Annotated in this window: 17 protein-coding genes; 11 read left to right on the top strand and 6 right to left on the bottom strand. The window is 71.1% G+C overall.

Translation table 11 applies throughout. The annotated features are described in order from the left end of the window. Positions 1–63 precede the first annotated feature (63 nt). From ACFO60_RS36325 to ACFO60_RS36315, 3 genes are all read left to right on the top strand, one after another. Positions 64–1,383 carry an endo-1,4-beta-xylanase gene (locus ACFO60_RS36325; protein WP_380850397.1) on the top strand — a complete coding sequence of 440 codons (1,320 nt, stop codon included), beginning with the start codon at positions 64–66 and terminating at the stop codon, positions 1,381–1,383. A 67-nt stretch (positions 1,384–1,450) separates the two neighbouring features. Further along, positions 1,451–2,008, top strand: a complete 558-nt coding sequence (locus tag ACFO60_RS36320) for a TetR/AcrR family transcriptional regulator (protein ID WP_380850394.1) — start codon at positions 1,451–1,453, stop codon at positions 2,006–2,008. Positions 2,009–2,151: 143 nt separating this feature from the next. Next, complete coding sequence (locus ACFO60_RS36315) at positions 2,152–2,601, top strand: sterol carrier family protein (RefSeq protein WP_380850391.1); 450 nt, start codon at positions 2,152–2,154, stop codon at positions 2,599–2,601. Positions 2,602–2,658: 57 nt separating this feature from the next. Here the strand turns inward: ACFO60_RS36315 and ACFO60_RS36310 are convergent, their stop codons facing one another. Continuing rightward, the gene (locus ACFO60_RS36310; protein ID WP_380850388.1) at positions 2,659–3,240 is read right to left on the bottom strand and encodes a DUF4190 domain-containing protein; all 582 of its coding nucleotides are present in this window, start codon (positions 3,238–3,240) and stop codon (positions 2,659–2,661) included. Positions 3,241–3,472: 232 nt separating this feature from the next. Here ACFO60_RS36310 and purF point away from each other — a divergent pair, with 232 nt between their 5' ends. Both purF and purM read left to right on the top strand, forming a co-directional pair. Next, positions 3,473–4,918 carry an amidophosphoribosyltransferase gene (gene purF / locus ACFO60_RS36305; RefSeq protein ID WP_380850385.1) on the top strand — a complete coding sequence of 482 codons (1,446 nt, stop codon included), beginning with the start codon at positions 3,473–3,475 and terminating at the stop codon, positions 4,916–4,918. A 52-nt stretch (positions 4,919–4,970) separates the two neighbouring features. Further along, a complete protein-coding gene (gene purM / locus ACFO60_RS36300) occupies positions 4,971–5,999 on the top strand; it encodes a phosphoribosylformylglycinamidine cyclo-ligase (protein ID WP_380850382.1) in 1,029 nt (342 codons plus the stop codon). 280 nt (positions 6,000–6,279) lie between these two features. On the opposite strand, the gene ACFO60_RS36295 is transcribed toward purM, so the two are convergent. Both ACFO60_RS36295 and ACFO60_RS36290 read right to left on the bottom strand, forming a co-directional pair. Further along, on the bottom strand, positions 6,280–6,504 hold the full coding sequence (locus ACFO60_RS36295; protein ID WP_354853039.1) for a DUF3073 domain-containing protein: 225 nt from the start codon (positions 6,502–6,504) through the stop codon (positions 6,280–6,282). Between the two features lie 150 nt (positions 6,505–6,654). Beyond that, a complete protein-coding gene (locus tag ACFO60_RS36290; protein ID WP_380850379.1) occupies positions 6,655–7,758 on the bottom strand; it encodes a Glu/Leu/Phe/Val family dehydrogenase in 1,104 nt (367 codons plus the stop codon). A 192-nt stretch (positions 7,759–7,950) separates the two neighbouring features. Here ACFO60_RS36290 and ACFO60_RS36285 point away from each other — a divergent pair, with 192 nt between their 5' ends. Continuing rightward, on the top strand, positions 7,951–8,829 hold the full coding sequence (locus ACFO60_RS36285; RefSeq protein ID WP_380850376.1) for a DUF8083 family protein: 879 nt from the start codon (positions 7,951–7,953) through the stop codon (positions 8,827–8,829). A 320-nt stretch (positions 8,830–9,149) separates the two neighbouring features. Then, positions 9,150–9,353, top strand: a complete 204-nt coding sequence (gene bldC, locus ACFO60_RS36280) for a developmental transcriptional regulator BldC (RefSeq protein WP_013133571.1) — start codon at positions 9,150–9,152, stop codon at positions 9,351–9,353. 316 nt (positions 9,354–9,669) lie between these two features. On the opposite strand, the gene ACFO60_RS36275 is transcribed toward bldC, so the two are convergent. Then, positions 9,670–10,272: a TetR/AcrR family transcriptional regulator gene (locus ACFO60_RS36275; RefSeq protein WP_380850373.1), complete on the bottom strand. Its 603-nt coding sequence runs from the start codon at positions 10,270–10,272 to the stop codon at positions 9,670–9,672. 259 nt (positions 10,273–10,531) lie between these two features. Between ACFO60_RS36275 and ACFO60_RS36270 the strand changes: the two genes are divergently transcribed. The 4 genes from ACFO60_RS36270 (at position 10,532) to ACFO60_RS36255 (ending at position 14,775) form a co-directional block, all read left to right on the top strand. Further along, positions 10,532–11,620 carry a LacI family DNA-binding transcriptional regulator gene (locus tag ACFO60_RS36270; RefSeq protein ID WP_380850370.1) on the top strand — a complete coding sequence of 363 codons (1,089 nt, stop codon included), beginning with the start codon at positions 10,532–10,534 and terminating at the stop codon, positions 11,618–11,620. A 143-nt stretch (positions 11,621–11,763) separates the two neighbouring features. Continuing rightward, positions 11,764–12,012 (top strand): hypothetical protein, encoded by a 249-nt coding sequence (locus ACFO60_RS36265; protein ID WP_380850367.1) that lies wholly within the window; start codon positions 11,764–11,766, stop codon positions 12,010–12,012. Positions 12,013–12,100: 88 nt separating this feature from the next. Beyond that, positions 12,101–12,970: an N-acetylmuramoyl-L-alanine amidase gene (locus ACFO60_RS36260; RefSeq protein ID WP_380850364.1), complete on the top strand. Its 870-nt coding sequence runs from the start codon at positions 12,101–12,103 to the stop codon at positions 12,968–12,970. 155 nt (positions 12,971–13,125) lie between these two features. After that, complete coding sequence (locus tag ACFO60_RS36255; RefSeq protein WP_380850361.1) at positions 13,126–14,775, top strand: beta-N-acetylhexosaminidase; 1,650 nt, start codon at positions 13,126–13,128, stop codon at positions 14,773–14,775. A 6-nt stretch (positions 14,776–14,781) separates the two neighbouring features. On the opposite strand, the gene ACFO60_RS36250 is transcribed toward ACFO60_RS36255, so the two are convergent. Next, entirely contained in the window at positions 14,782–15,867 is a 1,086-nt protein-coding gene (locus tag ACFO60_RS36250; protein ID WP_380850358.1) for a quinone-dependent dihydroorotate dehydrogenase, read from the bottom strand. Between the two features lie 60 nt (positions 15,868–15,927). Continuing rightward, a complete protein-coding gene (locus ACFO60_RS36245) occupies positions 15,928–16,635 on the bottom strand; it encodes an ANTAR domain-containing protein (protein ID WP_380850355.1) in 708 nt (235 codons plus the stop codon). Positions 16,636–17,583 lie beyond the last annotated feature (948 nt).

Genomic DNA, 17,583 nt, shown 5'->3' with positions numbered 1-17,583 from the left:
CTCCTCCGGCCCGCCCGATCGCCATCCCTGCCGACCTCCCGACCCCCCTCGGAGGACGTCCCCATGCAGTCGCACGCCGCACACGCCCACGCCGCCGACCCCCTGATCAAGAAGCACCGCACCGCCGACGCCACCCTCACGGTGACCGTGGACGGCGCTCCCCTGGCAGGCCAGGAAGTGCTCGTCGCCCAGCGCGACCACAAGTTCCTGTTCGGCTGCATCGGGTTCGACTTCATCCCGCTCGCCAACGGCGAGCTGCACGCCGAGGGGCAGGCCGGCCCCGGCGGCGCGACCGGCTCGCTGGGCGAGGCCTCCGCCGACCAGGCCGATCATCCGGCCGACGAGCATCTGGCCGAACTGTGGTTCGACCTGTTCAACTTCGCCACCCTCCCGTTCTACTGGGGGCGCTTCGAGACCGTCCGCGGCCGGCCGGACACCGAGCGGCTGCTCAAGACGGCGCGCTGGTTCGCCGACCGCGGCGTCCCGGTCAAGGGCCACCCGCTGGCCTGGCACACCGTGACCGCCGACTGGCTGATGGACCTGCCGAACGCCGAGATCGCCCGCGAACAGGTCGCCCGCATCCAGCGCGAGGTGGGCGGGTTCGCCGGCCTGATCGACATGTGGGACGTCATCAACGAAGTCGTGATCATGCCCATCTTCGACAAGTACGACAACGGCATCACGCGCGTCGCCCGCGAGATCGGGCGCATCCCGATGGTCAGGATGGTGTTCGACGCGGCGCGGGAGGCCAACCCGAACGCCACGCTGCTGCTCAACGACTTCGACATGTCCGCCGCCTACGAGTGCCTGATCGAGGGCGTGCTGGAGGCGGGCATCAAGATCGACGTCCTCGGGTTGCAGAGCCACATGCACCAGGGCTACTGGGGCGAGGAGAAGACCCTCGCCACCATCGAGCGCTTCGCGCGCTACGGCCTGCCCATCCACTTCACCGAGACGACCCTCCTGTCCGGCCACATCATGCCCGCGGACATCGTGGACCTGAACGACTACCAGATCCCCGACTGGCCCTCGACGCCCGAAGGCGAGGCCCGCCAGGCCGACGAGGTCGTGCGCCACTACAAGACCCTTCTGTCCCACCCGCAGGTCCAGGCGATGACGTACTGGGGGATGTCGGACGGCGGCTGGCTGGGCGCGCCGGGCGGCTTCGTCCGGCGCGACGGCACGCCCAAGCCCTCCTACGACGCGCTGCGCTCGCTGGTCAAGGGCGAGTGGTGGCTCGCGCCCACGAAGATGGCCACCGACGACCAGGGCAGGGTCCGCTTCAACGGCTTCCTCGGCGAGTACGAGGTGACCGCGGCCGGCAGGACGGCGACCTTCTCCCTCGGCGAGCCCGGCGAGGCGGCGGCCGACGTGGCCCTCTGAGCCACGTCGCGGACAGGTGCGGCGCATGTCCCGCGGCCGTCTGGGTCAACGGCTGTAGATTCGGCGGGTGACCCTCTCACGCGCCGAACGGCGTCGCCGCTCCGAGCAGCGCATCCTGTCGGCGGCGCGCGCCCTGTTCGCCGAGCGCGGCTTCGAGCGCACGACCATCAGGGCCGTCGCCGAGGCGGCGGGCGTCGATCCCGCCCTGGTCATGCAGCACTTCGGCTCCAAACAGGAGCTCTTCTCACACGCCGTCCAAGCCTCCCCGGCCTCCGAGGACGGCCAGGGCGCCGGCCCGCTGATCGACCGCCTGCTCGAGGCGCTCGGCCTCAAACTGGGCGGGCTGCCACCGGCCTCGCTGGCCATGATGCGCTCGATGCTCACCCACCCCGAGGCCGCCGCCTCCGCCCGGGCCCGCCTCGGGACGCAGATCGACCAGATCGCCGAGGCGCTGCCCGGCGACGACGCCCGCCTGCGGGCGGCGCTGGCCACCTCGGTCATGCTCGGCGTCACGATCAGCCACCACCTGCTCGACCTTGAGCCGCTGCGCGAGGCGCCCCGCGACGAGATCGAACGGCTGATGCGTCCCTGCCTGCTCGCCCTCCTGCACGCCCCGGCCCCCTGAATCCCTGAGCCCCTGAGCCGCCTCGGGCGGCGGCCACCCGTGGTGTGCCTCGGCCACCCCGGCTGCCGCCGCTGCCGCCGGCTTTCCCTCCGGCGAGGGTCCGGGGCGTCCGTCCGGCGGACCTCCGCCGTGCGCGAGGCATTATGGAGGGCGTGGCCGCTCGCAAGGTAGACGTGGAGAAGGTACGGACCGCGCTCGACGCGCAGCTCGCCGACCTCGGAGAGCATCCCTACGACGGCCCGGCGCAGGGCGCGCCCGACGCCGCCGTCGAGGTGGTGCTGCGGGTCTACGACAAGGGCCTGCGTCCCCAGCGCGACCTGGCGCGTCTCGCCGTCCGGCACCTGCTCGAACGCCTGGCCGAGCGGGCCCCCGGGCGGACGGTCGAGGTGCGCGTGCCGCCGTACGCGGCCGTGCAGTGCGTGGCGGGTCCCCGGCACACTCGCGGCACCCCGCCCAACGTCGTCGAGACCGACCCGCTCACCTGGCTCGAACTGGCCACCGGCCGGGCCGGCTGGGACGAGGCCATGGAGGCGGGAAAGATCAGCGCGAGCGGCGCCCGCGCCGACCTTTCCGAACACCTGCCCCTGCGCTGAGCCCGCCGCCTCCGGCTCCGCCGCGGCGGGCGATCACTGGAACGGCGCGGCAGGAGGTCACTGGGACGGAGCGACGTTGACGCCCAGCTTCTGCTCGACGCACTGCTGCACGTCGGCCTGCGTCGGCAGGTTGAAGCACTCGCTGAAGGTGCCGAGGAACCACATGAAGCCGATCACCGCGAGGACGAGCGTGAGCGCGCTCAGCACGATGCCGGCGATCGCGCGGCCCCGATTGCTGTGCTTGGCCACCGCGACGATCCCGATGATCAGGCCGACGATCGCCGTGAGCACCCCGAGGCCGCAGATGAGCAGCAGGAACAGGCTGACGATGCCGAGCACCAGCGCCGCGGTGCCCAGCCCGCCGCCGGCCGGGCGCTTTCCGTAGGGCGCCTGATAGGGCGGCGCTCCATACGGCGGCTGCCCGCCCGGGGGGTATCCGCCCGGAGGCTGCCCGCCTGGCGGCTGCTCGCCGTAGTGCTGCCCCCCGTGAGACTGCTCGCCGTAGGGCTGCCCGCCGGGAGGCGGCTGTTCGCCGTAGGAATGGCCGCCGGGGGGCTGCTCGCCGTAGGGAGGACGTTCACCACCGGGTGGCGTGCCGCCCCACGGCTGGGAGTTGTTCGGATCGCCAGGTGTCGTCACGGTGTGCTCTTTCGGCCTGTATGGGCATGCCGGATAGCACCACTCTCTCCCGGGAACGGCCGACCCGCCCAACCGACACGCCAAAATGCCGGGATCTTTCCCCCATGCACCGCCACGGCCGCCCGTCCGCCGCGTCCGGGCGTGTCGCGAACGCCGACGCGCAGGGGCATCGCGGGACGCCACGCCGGTAGCCCGGACCCGGATTACCCGCAGCGAAGAGGCCCAACTTAGAATGAAGCACGTGCTAAAGGGCGACGGCCGGCTCGGCCATGACCTTGACCCCCGTGACCGCGCGCCGCAAGACGCCTGTGGTGTCTTCGGCGTGTGGGCGCCTGGGGAGGACGTCTCCAAACTCACCTACTACGGCTTGTACGCGTTGCAACACCGCGGGCAGGAGTCCGCGGGCATCGCGGTGAGCGAAGGCAGCAGGATCCTCGTCTACAAGGACATGGGCTTGGTGGCCCAGGTCTTCGACGAGTCGGTCCTGGGCACCCTGCGAGGCCACCTCGCGATCGGGCACTGCCGCTACTCCACGACCGGTTCAAGCGTGTGGGAGAACGCCCAGCCGACCCTCAGCTCCACCGAAGGGGGCGGGCTGGCCCTCGCCCACAACGGCAACCTCATCAACACCCCTGAGCTGGCGTTGCGGCTGCCGACCGGCGTGATCAGGGCCACCACCGACACCGAGGTGCTGACCTTCCTGCTCGCGCAGGACCGCACCAAGTCCATCGAGGACGCCGCCGCGGAGCTGCTCCCGCAGGTCAAGGGCGCCTACTCCCTGGTCTTCATGGACGAGAAGACCCTCTACGCCGCCCGTGACCCGCAGGGCATCCGCCCGATGGTGCTCGGCCGCCTCGAACGCGGCTGGGTGGTGGCCTCCGAGACCGCCGCCCTCGACATCGTGGGCGCGAGCTTCGTCCGCGAGGTCGAGCCGGGCGAGTTGCTCACCATCGACGAGCAGGGGGTGCGCTCGCGGCGGTTCGCGCTGGCCGAGCCCAAGGGCTGCCTGTTCGAGTACGTCTACCTGGCCCGCCCCGACACCACCATCGCCGGGCGCGGCGTCCAGGCCACCAGGGTCGAGGTGGGCCGCCGGCTCGCCATGGAGCACCCGGTCGAGGCCGACCTGGTCATCCCGACCCCCGAGTCGGGCACGCCGGCCGCCATCGGGTACGCCGAGCAGAGCGGCATCCCCTACGGCCAGGGCCTGGTCAAGAACTCCTACGTCGGCCGCACCTTCATCCAGCCGTCACAGACCATCCGCCAGCTCGGCATCAGGCTCAAGCTGAACCCGTTGCGCGAGGTCATCCAGGGCAAGCGGCTGGTGGTGGTGGACGACTCCATCGTGCGCGGCAACACCCAGCGGGCGATCGTCAAGATGCTGCGCGAGGCCGGCGCCACCGAGGTCCACGTGCGCATCTCCTCGCCGCCGGTGTCGTGGCCGTGCTTCTACGGCATCGACTTCGCCACCCAGGCCGAGCTGATCGCCGGGACCAAGTCCGTGGCCGAGATCTGCGAGTCCCTGGGCGCCGACTCGCTGGGCTACATCTCGCTCGACGGCCTGACCGAGGCGACGACGCTGCCGGCCGAACGGCTGTGCCGCGCCTGCTTCGACGGCCACTATCCGATCCCGATCGACCGCGACAACGTCGGCAAGTTCGTCCTTGAGGCCAAGGCGTGAGCGCGCGGCGCGCGCACCCGACCATGGCCCTTCGGACCGGCAAGGAGGCCCGGTGACCAGCTACGCCGCGGCGGGCGTCGACATCGAGGCGGGCGACCGCGCCGTCGAGCTGATGAAGTCCCGCGTCGCCCGGTCGCGGCGGCCGGAGGTCATGGACGACGCCAGCGGCTTCGCCGGGCTGTTCGACGCCTCGGCGCTGCTGCGCTTCAAGCGTCCCCTGCTCGCGACGTCGACCGACGGCGTCGGCACCAAGGTGATGATCGCCCAGGCGCTCGGCAGGCACGACACGATCGGCATCGACCTGGTCGGCATGGTCGTTGACGACCTCGTGGTGTGCGGGGCCGAGCCTCTGTTCATGACCGACTACATCGCCTGCGGCAAGGTGGTCCCCGAGCGCATCGCCGACATCGTGGGCGGGGTGGCCGAGGGCTGCCGCCTGGCGGGGTGCGCCCTGGTGGGCGGCGAGACCGCCGAGCATCCGGGCGCGATGGGCCCCGACGAGTACGACCTCGCCGGCGCGGGCACCGGTGTCGTGGACGCCGACAGGCTGCTCGGCCCCGAGCGGGTGCGGCCCGGCGACGTGGTGCTGGGCCTTTCGTCCTCTGGCGTCCACTCCAACGGCTACTCCCTGGTGCGGCATGTCGTGCGCACGGCGGGCCTCGCGCTCGAGTCCCCGCTGCCCGAGCTCGACCGCACGCTCGGCGAGGAACTGCTGGAGCCCACCCGCATCTACTCGCTGAACTGCCTCGCGCTCACCAGGGCCGTGGAGGTCCACGCCTTCGCCCACATCACCGGCGGCGGGCTGGCGGCCAACCTGGCCCGCTCGCTGCCCGCCGGCGTCGACGCCCTGCTCGACCGGTCGTCATGGACGCCGCAGCCGATCTTCGAGGTGATCGCGGGGTACGGCGAGGTGCCCCAGGAAGAAATGGACCGCACCTTCAACCTCGGCGTCGGCATGTGCGCGATCGTGCCCGCCGACGCGGTCGGCACGGCGCTGAGCACGCTGAGTGACGGCGGCCAGCACGCCTGGGTGCTCGGCGAGATCGTCGAGGGCGCCGGCGAGGCCCGCTTCACCGCCTGAGCCGCGCCCGTCCCGGCCCTGAAACACATCTGTCCCAGCCTCGGACGCGTCCGGACTCCCCGAACCAGGGGAGGTCCGGACCGTCCGGCAGAAGCCCGATGAGGGCCGCCCGGAGTTTCGCCCGCCTCCTGAGAGAAGGCGGGCGAAGCGAGAAAGGCCGGAACACGACGAAGAGCTCCTTGCCGTCCAGAGAGGCAAGGAGCTCTTTCCGGTGCGCGAAGGAGGCACTCGGCGAGCCACTGCCCGCCGGGTGCCCTGCCAGCGTCAACCCGAAAATCGCCTAACGGCGACGGGACCTGTCATCCTCGTCATCGTCGTCGACGTCACCGGCGTAATCGGCGTACCGATCGGCCAGCTCATCGTCTACAACGTCATCATCGTGTCGGTTGGAGTCGTGATTGACTCCGAGCTCCTCGCGAAGACGGTCAAGATCGGTGCCGCCGCTGTTGTACTTCAGCTGACGTGCAACCTTCACCTGCTTGGCCTTGGCTCGGCCGCGCCCCATCGGCTCGACCCCCTCATGCGGGGTCGTGCCCGACCCCTCGTCGCTAACGCTCCACGCGCTGGTGCCGCCTGACTTCCGGCCTCAGCTCTCGTTCGACTACAACCGTACCTGTTTTACGCGCCGCTCGGTACGCCGTATGGACGTACGTAGTCAGCGGCCCAGCCAAATGCCCCTAAGCCGGCCGACTTCCGACATTCTGCGCTCGGCCAGCCTATCGGCCGCGGCCGCCGGGGGTACCCCTTCCTCCTCAGCGATCGAAAAGATCTTCAGTGTCGTGTCGAAGATCTGCGTCGCCTTTACCCGGGCGCGGTCCATGTTGAACCCCTCGATCTCGTCGGCCACCTGGATCACGCCGCCGGAGTTCACGACGTAGTCCGGAGCGTAAAGGATTCCCCGCTCGGCGAGCTGCTTCTCCACGCCGGGATGCGCGAGCTGGTTGTTGGCGCCGCCGCACACGATCTTGGCGCTCAGCCCGGCGACCGTGTCGTCGTCCAGGGCCGCGCCGAGGGCGCAGGGAGAGTAGACGTCGATGTCGGCGAGCTTCATCGCCGCGGCGTCGGCCACCACCTCGACCTGCGGGTGGGCCGCGCGGACCTTCTCGACGGCGTGCTCGCTCACGTCGCAGACCACGACCTCGGCGCCGTCCTCCAGCAGGTGCTCGACCAGCCGGTGGCCGACCTTGCCGACCCCCTCGACGCCCACGCGCCTGCCGCGCAGGGTGGAGGCGCCGTAGACGTGCTGGGCGGCCGCCCTCATGCCCTGGAAGACGCCGTACGCCGTCAGGATCGAGGAGTCGCCCGCGCCGCCGTGGGCGACCGTGCGCCCGGTGACGAAGCCGGACTCCCTGGCGACGATGTCCATGTCCTCGCTGTAGGTGCCCACGTCACAGGCGGTGTAGTAGCGCCCTCCGAGGGACTGGATGAAGCGGCCGTAGGCGCGCAGCAGCGCCTCGCTCTTGTCCGTGGCCGGATCGCCGATGATCACGGCCTTGGCCCCGCCGAGGTCGAGCCCCGCCAGGGCGTTCTTGTACGCCATGGCCCGCGAGAGGTTGAGCACGTCGGCGAGGGCCGCCTGCTCGCTCTCGTAGGGGTAGAACCGCGTGCCCCCGAGTCCGGGTCCCAGCGCGGTGCTGTAGATGGCGATGATGGCGTGCAGGCCGCTGCGGTCGTCCGAGCAGAAGACCACCTGCTCGTGTCGCGCCTGTCCGTTGATAGGGCTCGAATCCTTGTGGGACAGCCCGAAGACGTCGGTCACTATGGTGACTCCCGGTCGTTCTTGTCCGCCGCCTCATCGCGGCGGATCTGCGGACCCAGCCTATCCAGGCTCCCGGACGCTGACCATGATCGTCCATATCGCGACACGTCAGCGCCACGGCCTGCGCGCCACCGCAACCGCCGGGGTCGTCTCACTCGCGTCGGCTCGCCGCTACATGGCACCATTCGAGATGTGCTGCCCTACGCCGCCTATCTCCGTGTCTACGAGCCGTTGTCCGCGTTCACCGAGCGCGAGCGCGCCTTCTGGGCGGCCTACGCCGACTCCAAGGACCGTCCGCGCCGCGCGTTCGCCCTGGAGGCCGAGCACGCGGAGGCCGTCCGGCGGCTGCTGGGCGTCTCGGCGCTGCCCGCGCCCGGCGGCGAGAGCCTGAACGCCTACCTGCGCCGCATCGAAGAGACGCTGTACGTCTGCCCGTGGCAGAGCAGACTGCGCTCCTGGCTGGCCTTCGCCCGCTTCCGCGGCACCACGCCGGTCAAGCTGGCCGACCGCTTCGTCCCCCGTGCCATCGCCGAGCAGACGGCCGACGACTTCGACCGGTACAAGCAGCAGGGCTCCTCCGCCTCGCTGAGGACGCACATCCGCACCAGCACCTGGCACATCCCCGCCCCGTGGTTCGTGCCGTTCGACTCGGCCGAGCGCTGGCTGGTCCTCGGCCGCCAGGAGGAGACGCCCGCCGAGCCGGCCGCCCCGACCACGACCGCCCCGGCGCGCAACCTGCTCTACGTCACCTCCATGGCCCAGGCGCGGCGCAGGGTCGCGCGGGCGCTGGTCGTCATCCGGCGGCACGTGGGAGAGGTCAGCACGCTCACCGAGGTCGAGGAGGTCGGCCGCTGGCTGGAGGAGTTCCACCCCCACTCGCTGGTGGAGCTCGACTACGGCGGCCTGGTGCACCTCATGGACGACGCGACGTTGCAGGCCGACCAGTCCGCGGCCGAGCTGGCCGCGGCACTCACCGGTTTGGACACCGGTCAAGAAGAACTGGCCTTCGCCATGTATCAGCGCGTGATCGTGCGCTGGAAGTCAATACAAGCCCTGGAAACGGCGAACTGAACCGCAAATCATGCACGTGACCTGCAAAAGTAGGTAACGGGAGTCACCAGCTCGCTTCTGCGAACTGAGTAGTTTGCCGTTTTCACTGCGATACCACGAAACGTGTCGCTAGAATCACCGAGCGTGACATCAACCCGTGGACAAGGCGTTGTACTTAGAGGGCTCGCCAATCGCTCTACGTGGCTGTATGGTCACATCGGGTGATACCGCATATGGTCCAGAAAAATCCGTACTAATGGATCATTGAGGGACATCCGTGACAAGCGCCAACACAAGTCGCAGGATCGCTGTCGCCGGTCCACGGAGGAGAGGCCGCACAAATGTCAGCTCGTACACCCGAGGCCGAGCCACTGCTCACCCCGGCGGAGGTCGCCACCATGTTCCGCGTCGACCCCAAGACCGTTACTCGGTGGGCGAAGGCGGGCAAGTTGACGTCCATCCGCACCCTTGGCGGTCACCGGCGCTACCGGGAGACCGAGGTCCGTGCGCTGCTCGCGGGCATCCCGCAGCAGCGGTCGGAGTGAGGCGAAAGCCGCCAAGGTCGTAGGGGGGAGAACCGGCGCGCTCGCGTCATGCATGTGAGCGCGTCCACACACCCATGATCGCGTGAGGCGGGCCCGGGCCACCGGGGGCGAGGTGCCCCTGACTGCGCGCCCGAGCGACCGTGACCGCGGCCATGGATCCGGTGTGAGAGGCGCCGCCCGCCCGGCGCCACCTCACCCGGCCATGCGGGTGCGTCCCGATGGGAAACGGAATTAGGGCCTCCACCGCACGGAAGCCCTATCACCGTTCCCCGCGCGGACCACCGGCCCAGATCACCACGTCCGCGGGTCGCAGGCCCTATCCGGCCGCCTCCGGGCGTCCGTTCCCGCGTGAGAAGTCCGCGAGCGAGACGCCGGCCCGGCCGTCGTGACGGGCGGCGACCTCCAGCAGCGCCACCATCTGCTCCACCAGCAGGCGCTCCAGCTCCGGCCGCTCGATGTCGTGGTTCTCCAGCCAGTCGAGCCCCGCCGTCTCGACCGAGGCGATCCACGCCCGCAGCGTCGCGCGTAACGCCGGGCTCGGCTCGCTCACCTGAAGCTGATTGGTGATCATCTTGAACAGGCGCCGGCGGACCCCCTCGACGATCTCGCCCACCTCGCCCGCGCGGTTGGCCGGCCCGCCGCGCAGCAACGCGGCGAACCCGGCCGCGTGATCCTCCACGAAGTCGAAGTAGCGGCTCAGGCCCGCCGCCAGCTCCTCGATCGCGGTGCCTCCCTGCACCGGCCGCAACCGGTCTTCGAGCTCCAGCGCCGCGCTGCGCAACGCCGCGACGTACAGCTCTTGCTTGCCCCCGAAGTAGTGGTAGACCAGGGCCCGGGACGCCCCGGCGGCGCTGGCCACGTCGTCGATCGAGACATCTTCCGCGTCGCGCTTGCTGAACAGTTCGAGCGCCGCGGCCATGAGCTCCTCGCGGCGACGATCGACGCTCAGCCTTCGTCGTACCGGGCGTCCGTGACCAGGATCGCCGCTCTCTCGCTCACCTGGGGCCCTTGATGTCCCACCCACAATGCGCACACTATCGAAGGCGGTGCCGGATAACGCGGCCCAAATGACCATCTGCCGAGCCGCGCAACATACCCGTACCCTCAACGCGACTCGATCGTTTGGTCTGACAGGTGCACATCCACTCAGCGTGGGGAGAACCATGTCAGGACCGTCCATGCAGACGACCGATCGGTACCGTCCCGATCTCGGCGCGGCCGAACCCGGCCTTGGCGACGCCCAAGGACCGCGTCCCCGGCCGACGATCCGGAACGTTGCAGAACGCGCGGGCGTCTCGAAGTCGCTGGTCTCCCTGGTGCTGCGGGGCTCCCCTCACGTCAGCGAGCACCGGCGCGAAGCCGTTCTACAAGCCGCCAGAGAGCTCGGCTACCGGCCCAACGCGGTGGCGCGCAGCCTCGTCGAAGGGCGCACCCACCTGGTCGGCGCCCTCGTCGCCGACCTGCACAACCCGTTCTACGCCGAGTTCCTCGACGGCTTGCAAGAGAGCCTGCACGGCGACGGGCTGCGGCTTCTGATCGGCAGCGGGCGCTGGGATCCGGCCTTCGAGGAGGAGGCCGTCGAAGCGTTCCTGGAGCTGCGCGTGGACGGCCTGGTGCTGCTCGGCGTCGCGCCGTCCAGCGAGACCCTGGCCGAGGCCGCCGCCTACACCCCGACGGTGGTCGTCGGCGAGCGCGACGTGGATCTCGACAGCGTGGACATCGTCGTGGACGACGACCAGCTCGGCGCGCGCCTCGCGGTCGACCACCTGGTCGAGCTGGGCCACCGGCGCATCGCCCACATCGAGGGCACCCCGTCCTCGTCGGCCCGCTTCCGCTGCGAGGGCTACCTCGTCGCGATGCGCAGGCACGGGCTCGCGCCGCACATCATGGTCGAGCACGGCGACTTCACCGAGGAGGGCGGCCGGCGCGCGGCCCGCGCCCTGCTCGAACGCACCCCCCGGCCCACGGCGATCTTCGCGGCCAACGACATCGTCGCCCTCGGAGTGCTGGTCGCGGCGAGCGAACTGGGCCTGCGCGTCCCCGAGGACCTGTCGGTGGTCGGATACGACAACACCCACCTGGCCGCCGTGCACCACATCTCGCTCACCTCGCTCGACCAGCCGAGGCGCGCGATGGGCAGGTCGGCCGCGGCGCTGCTGAGCGACCGCATCACCGACCCCGCCAAGACCGCGCGGCTGCGCGAGGTGACTCCGCGCCTGGTGGTGCGGCACAGCACCGGCCCGGCTCCAAGTGATCCCCAAGGGTAGGTCAACATCCGCGGGATCGGCACCGTCCCCGTGTTGACTCATAGCGTGGCGCCGGCCCCGGCGTGCCGAACCGGCCCGTGAAGGGCCGGACGCCCGCCTGTCACGGGGGCAGCGGGCGACCGGCGTCCGAGCGGGGGGTAGACATGCGTGATCCGGAACTGGTCTCCTGCGCCCAGCGCGCGGCCGCCGAGCTCGAACGTGCGTGGGCGCACTGGCGAGCCGCCCGCGGCAAAGACGAGGAGGGGGCGACCGAGTCGGTCGCCAGCTACGTCGCCCATTCCATCGACCACCCCTGGGGCAGGCCCCGCGTCGTTCTCGGCCTGGACGCCGAGGACGCCAGAGAGCTGGCCGCGCTCCTCCAGAAGCAGGATCTCGGCGAGCCCGCCTGGTGATCTCGGCCTGATCTCCGCATAGCGGCCGGTCCATCACGCGGCGCCGCGTAGGTTGGAGGGCGGACGGTCGTCGACGAAGGGGATCATCGTGACCGGTCGGGCATTGGCCTTCTCATTCCTGGCCCTGTGCGGGCTCGGTACGGCGGCATGCGGCGGCGCGACGAGTTCCGCGGCCACCGGTTCGAACGCCCCCGCGGCAGCTTCGGACGCGCCCGCGGCGGCGCGGCTCAAGAGCGCGCCGGCCGAGCCGGCCGCCTCCTCGGCGCGGGCCGCGACGGCGTCCGCGCCGTCCGCCGCCCGCCCCCTCGAGGGGAAGATCATCGTGATCGACCCGGGCCACAACGGCGGCAACTACCGCCACCCCGAGGTCGTCAACAAGAAGGTCAACGTCCTCACCCAGTGGAAGGCCTGCGACACCACGGGCACAGCGACCAACGACGGCTACTCCGAGGCGGCCTTCACCTGGGACGTCGCCAGCCGCATGGTCAAGCTGCTCAAGGCCAAGGGTGCGACGGTCCGGCTCACCCGTGACGGCAACTCCGGCGTCGGGCCCTGCATCACCCAACGGGCGGCCATCGGCAACAAGGCCCACGCCAACGCCGCCGTCTCGATCCACGCCGACGGCGCTCCGGCGTCGGGGCGCGGCTTCCACATCATCATGCCGAAGAAGATCGACGGGCCGGTCGACCCGGTCGTGGCCCGGTCCAAGAGGCTCGGGCTGGCGCTGCGGTCGGCCTACCACGACGGCACCGGCATGCCGTACTCCACCTACATCGGCAAGGACGCGCTCGACTTCCGCAACGACCTCGGCGGGCTCAACCTGTCCACCGTGCCGAAGGTCTTCATCGAGACCGGCAACATGCGCAACGCGAGCGACGCCGGCAAGCTCAAGGACCCGCGCTTCCGCCAGCGCATCGCCACCTCCCTCGTCCAAGGCCTCCAGCACTACCTCGGCTAACAGATCACCCACCTCCCCGAACCCAAGAGCCGCCTCAAGGGCGCCCCGAGCCCGCCGAGCGAAGCGAGGCCAAGCCGGCACAGCTCGCGCCGCCTCAAGGCGCCCCGAGCCCGCCGAGCGAAGCGAGGCCAAGCAAGCACTGGCATGATCTGAGCGTGGTCGATCTGATTCCGCGTCCTCGTGTCGTGCGCACGGCTCCGGGGACGTTCGTGTTCACCCCTGGCTCTCTGGTGGCCGGACCGGCGGAGATGGTGGGCGCCGTACGGCGGGCGCTGGCCGTGCTCGATCTCGGCGCGGCGACCGGAGGGGCTCAGACGGTGTCTGAGGCGGCGATCACGGTCGAACTGGATGAACACCTCACCAACGAGGCGTACGCCGTCACGGTGACTCCTGAGGGCGTGCGCATCGTCGCCGGTGACGCCGCGGGGGCGCTGTACGCGGGGCAGACGCTCCGCCAGTCGCTTCCGGCGGCGGCGTTCCGTTCGGCGGCCCTGCCCGGCGCGGCGTGGACCGTGCCGTGCGGGCACATCGAGGACGCGCCGCGGTTCCCGTGGCGTGGCGCCCATCTCGACGTGTCGCGGCATTTCCTGCCCAAGCGCGAAGTGCTGCGCATGATCGACCTGCTGGCCGTGCACAAGCTGAACCGCCTGCACCTGCACTTGGCGGACGACCAGGGCTGGCGCGTCGAGAGCAGGGTCCACCCGCTGCTGCACGAGGCCGGGTCGCACCGGCCGCGCACCACCACGACGCACTTCCACGGCGAGCAGCGGTTCGACGGCACCCCGCACGGCGGCCACTACACGCTGGACGACCTGGCCGAGATGGGCGCCTACGCGCGGGCCCGGGGCGTGACCATCGTGCCCGAGATCGACGTCCCCGGCCATGCCTCCGCCATCCTCGCGGCCTACCCGCACCTCGGCGCCGACCCGGCCGCCTCGCACGAGGTGCTCGACCGCTGGGGCATCTCCCCGGCGATCCTGTCGCCGCTGCCCGCCACCGTGGAGTTCCTGGCCGCGGTGTTCGCCGAGATCGTCGGGGCTCTCGGCCAGGTGCCCTACTTCCACATCGGCGGCGACGAGTGCGTCCTGGACGACTGGGCGGCCTCGGCGGAGATCACCGAGTACCGCGAGTCGCTCGGGCTGGCCACCCCCGCCGACCTGCACGCCCGTTTCCTGCGTGAGCTGGCCGACGTGCTGGCGGGGCATGGCTGCCGTGCCGTGGTCTGGGACGAGGCGTTCGTCAGCGGCGCGCTGAGGGCGGACACGATCGTCATGCCCTGGCGCGGCATGGAGGTCGGCCGTCGCGCCGCGTCCGCCGGCCACGACATCGTCGCGACCCCGGTGTTCCCGCTGTACTTCGACTACGCCGAGGCGGCCTCGCCCGAGGAGCCCGTGGCCATCGGGGACACCATCACCGTGGCCGACGTCGCGGCGTTCGAGCCGGTGCCGGCGTCGTGGACGCCCGAGGAGGCGAGCCGGGTGCTCGGCGCGCAGTTCCAGCTGTGGACCGAGCGCATCCCCGACGGGCGGACGCTGGACTACCGGGCCTGGCCGCGAGGATGCGCCCTGGCCCAGATCGCCTGGTCGGGTGACGCCGAGGGCTTCCAGTCGTCGCTGCCCGCGCACCTCGCGCGGCTCGACGCCTACGGCGTGGAGTACAGGCCCCTGGCCGGGCCGCTGCCGTGGCAGCGCGGCGGCACGGGCGACCGGCGGCACAGTCCGGGCGCGGTGCCGGTCGCGCAGGTGATGCGCCATCTCGCGGAGATGACCCACGAGGCCGACTCCACCCGCCCCAGCTTGGGCTGACGCCGGTCAGGCCGCCTGCTCGCGGCCTACCCGGCCGATCAGCTCGCGGACGGTGGAGTAGCCGTGGCGGCGCATCCGGCGGGCCAGCCCGCGGTTGACGCGCCAGGCCCACAGCGGCCCTTCGTACACCATCGCCGTGTAGCCCTGGACGAGGGTGGCGCCGGCCAGCAGCCGCTCCCACACGTCGTCGACGCCCTCGACGCCTCCGACGGACACCAGCGTGAGGCGGTCGCCGACCCTGGCGTACAGCCGGCGCAGCACCTCGAGCGAGCGGGCCTTCAGCGGCCGGCCGGACAGGCCGCCCGCCTCGGCGGCGCCGGCCGCCTCCGCCTTGGACAGGCCTTCCCGGCCGATGGTGGTGTTGGTGGCGATGATGCCCGCGAGGCCCAGCTCGACCGCGAGGTCGGCCACGGCGTCGATGTCCTGGTCGGCCAGATCAGGGGCGATCTTGACCAGGAGCGGCGTGCGCCCGGCGGCCCCGCGCACCTCGGCCAGCAGGGGGCGCAGCAGCTCGACGGCCTGCAGGTCGCGCAGGCCGGGAGTGTTCGGCGAGCTGACGTTCACTACCAGGTAGTCGGCCAGCGGGGCGAGCCTGCGCGCGCTGGCGACGTAGTCGCGCACGGCGAGCTCGGGCGGGATGACCTTGGTCTTGCCGATGTTCACGCCGACCACGACGGGCAGACTCCGCGGGCGGCTCAGCCGGCGTGCGACCTGCTCGGCGCCGCGGTTGTTAAACCCCATCCTGTTGACGACGGCCCGGTCGGAGACCAGCCGGAACAGCCGTGGACGGGGGTTGCCCGGCTGGGCGTGGGCGGTGATCGTGCCCACCTCGACGTGGCCGAACCCGAAGGCCGCCAGCCCCTCGACGCACCCGGCGTCCTTGTCGAAACCGGCAGCGAGCCCGAAGGGGCTGGGGAAGTGGACCCCGAACGCCTGGACGCGAAGCGCCTCGTCGCGTGGCGCCAGCATCCGGTGGAGCCGGCGCTTCACGACGGGGACGAGGGAGAGGACCCGGAGCGCGCGCAGGGTCAGGTGGTGCACCGTCTCGGAGTCGAACTTGCGGAGCACCAGCGCGAAGAGCAGTCGATACATCACCGTCCAGCGTAGCCGGGTTCGGCCGGGCCGGGGTCCCGGCCGGGGCCGGCCGGGCGCTCAGCCTCCTGGAGGCGCCTGCTCCCCCAGGATCTCGGCGGCCAGGTCGGCGACGCGGCGGCGGCTGTCGCGGGCCCGCTTGCGCAGGCCGGTGAAAGCCTGGGCGGCCGTCAGGTCGTGCTTGCCCATGAGGTAGCCGATCGCCCGCTCGATCACGATGCGGTAGTCCAGCGCGTACTGCAGCTGGTCCGCGAGCGCGCTCTTCTCTTCGGCCTTCACCGCGGCCGCCAGTACCTCCTCTATGACGTGGGCGTAGGCGAGCAGCGCCTGGGTGTCGGACTCCTCCCAGTCGTGTGGTTCCGCCTGGTACACGTTGAGCGTGCCCACCGGCCCGTCCCCAAGCCGTACGGGCACCCCGGCGACCGCCCGCACGCTCGGGTGCAGCAACTCGGCCAGGTCGGGCCATCGCTCGTCGCTCTGCACGTCACGCGTGGTCACCGCGGCATTGGTGAAGAACGCCGACACGCACGGCCCGTGGCCGACGGCGGCCTGCGCGTGCTCCAGGCTCTTCCCCGCCTCGTCGGTGGTCACCAGGTAGCGCAACGCCTTGCCCTCGTCGGCGAACATCAGACCCGCCCCGGCATAGCCGAAGAGCCGGTCCACCACGCGCACGATGCGTTCCAAGTGGTGCACGACCCCGGTTGCCTCCGAAGCCTTCTGCACCCCTCTGAGGCTGGCGACCAGAGCCTCCGGATCTATACGTGTCATTTCCCATCCTCTTGTTAACCTCACCCCTGCGCCGGCGCGGTCATGGAGAGGCATGCGTTTTCGCATTGCATCTGCCCGAAATCGGGCACAACAGTCCAACTTTCGCGGACACCGAAGAGCGACAACCCGAATCACCCGGACGGCGTGGCGGTCCAGGGCGGGAAACAGGTACGCCGATCACACCGTCCACGGGACGGAAGGATTCGACGAGCGCGGCCGACGGCATGCGGAGCCTCAGCGCGCTTGACATGGTCAACGCCGGTGCCAATGGCGGTGCCACCTCTCAATTGAGGAAGCTCCGCGGACACAGGGCGGAATGATCTGCGGCAAAGCGTAGTGCGGCACGATGACTCAGGCCAAGTGGTTCGCACACCTGGTGGAAAGAATCACCCTGACGGGCGCGCCCGTCCCTGCTCGCACGGCTCGCAGCACCCCCGCGGTGCACCACGGGGCTCGTTTTCAGCGTACGCGCGCGGAGGCATGGCCCGCTCCAACGCCCCCGCGGGCACCGCCCACTCCGGCGCGCGCACAGGACCGCTCGCTGCGGCGTACACGGGCCCGCTCACGCCGGCGCACGCTCCGAACCGCTCACTGCGGCGTACGCGCGCGGAGGCATGGCCCGCTCCAACGCCCCCGCGGGCACCGCCCACTCCGGCGCGCGCACAGGACCGCTCGCTGCGGCGTACACGGGCCCGCTCACGCCGGCGCACGCTCCGAACCGCTCACTGCGGCGTACGCACGGGACCGGTCTTTCCGGCGTACGCGCACGGGAGCCGCCCGCTCCGCGCTGCGAGGCGGAGCGGGCGGCGGTCTCGACCTCCGCTAGGGCGTGTCTGACAATTCGCGGTGGCGGAGCCAGAGCATCAGGCAGCCGATGGTGGCGCCGGCTAGGTAGCGGCTGGCGAGTTTGTCGAAGCGGGTGGCGATGGCTCGCCACTGCTTGAGCTT

Source organism: Sphaerisporangium dianthi, from assembly GCF_042654065.1.
Classification (GTDB): Bacteria; Actinomycetota; Actinomycetes; order Streptosporangiales; family Streptosporangiaceae; genus Sphaerisporangium; species Sphaerisporangium dianthi.
The sequence above is the reverse complement of the archived record's forward strand: the minus strand, read 5'-3'. Positions and strand labels throughout refer to the sequence as shown.

Coding starts and splice junctions, on each gene's coding strand:
- bldC (WP_013133571.1), top strand. CDS start 9,150: ATGTCAGCTCGTACACCCGAGGCCGAGCCACTGCTCACCCCGGCGGAG.
- ACFO60_RS36270 (WP_380850370.1), top strand. CDS start 10,532: ATGCAGACGACCGATCGGTACCGTCCCGATCTCGGCGCGGCCGAACCC.
- ACFO60_RS36250 (WP_380850358.1), bottom strand. CDS start 15,867: ATGTATCGACTGCTCTTCGCGCTGGTGCTCCGCAAGTTCGACTCCGAG.
- ACFO60_RS36295 (WP_354853039.1), bottom strand. CDS start 6,504: ATGGGGCGCGGCCGAGCCAAGGCCAAGCAGGTGAAGGTTGCACGTCAG.
- ACFO60_RS36315 (WP_380850391.1), top strand. CDS start 2,152: ATGGAGGGCGTGGCCGCTCGCAAGGTAGACGTGGAGAAGGTACGGACC.
- ACFO60_RS36275 (WP_380850373.1), bottom strand. CDS start 10,272: ATGGCCGCGGCGCTCGAACTGTTCAGCAAGCGCGACGCGGAAGATGTC.
- purF (WP_380850385.1), top strand. CDS start 3,473: ATGAAGCACGTGCTAAAGGGCGACGGCCGGCTCGGCCATGACCTTGAC.
- ACFO60_RS36325 (WP_380850397.1), top strand. CDS start 64: ATGCAGTCGCACGCCGCACACGCCCACGCCGCCGACCCCCTGATCAAG.
- ACFO60_RS36245 (WP_380850355.1), bottom strand. CDS start 16,635: ATGACACGTATAGATCCGGAGGCTCTGGTCGCCAGCCTCAGAGGGGTG.
- ACFO60_RS36265 (WP_380850367.1), top strand. CDS start 11,764: ATGCGTGATCCGGAACTGGTCTCCTGCGCCCAGCGCGCGGCCGCCGAG.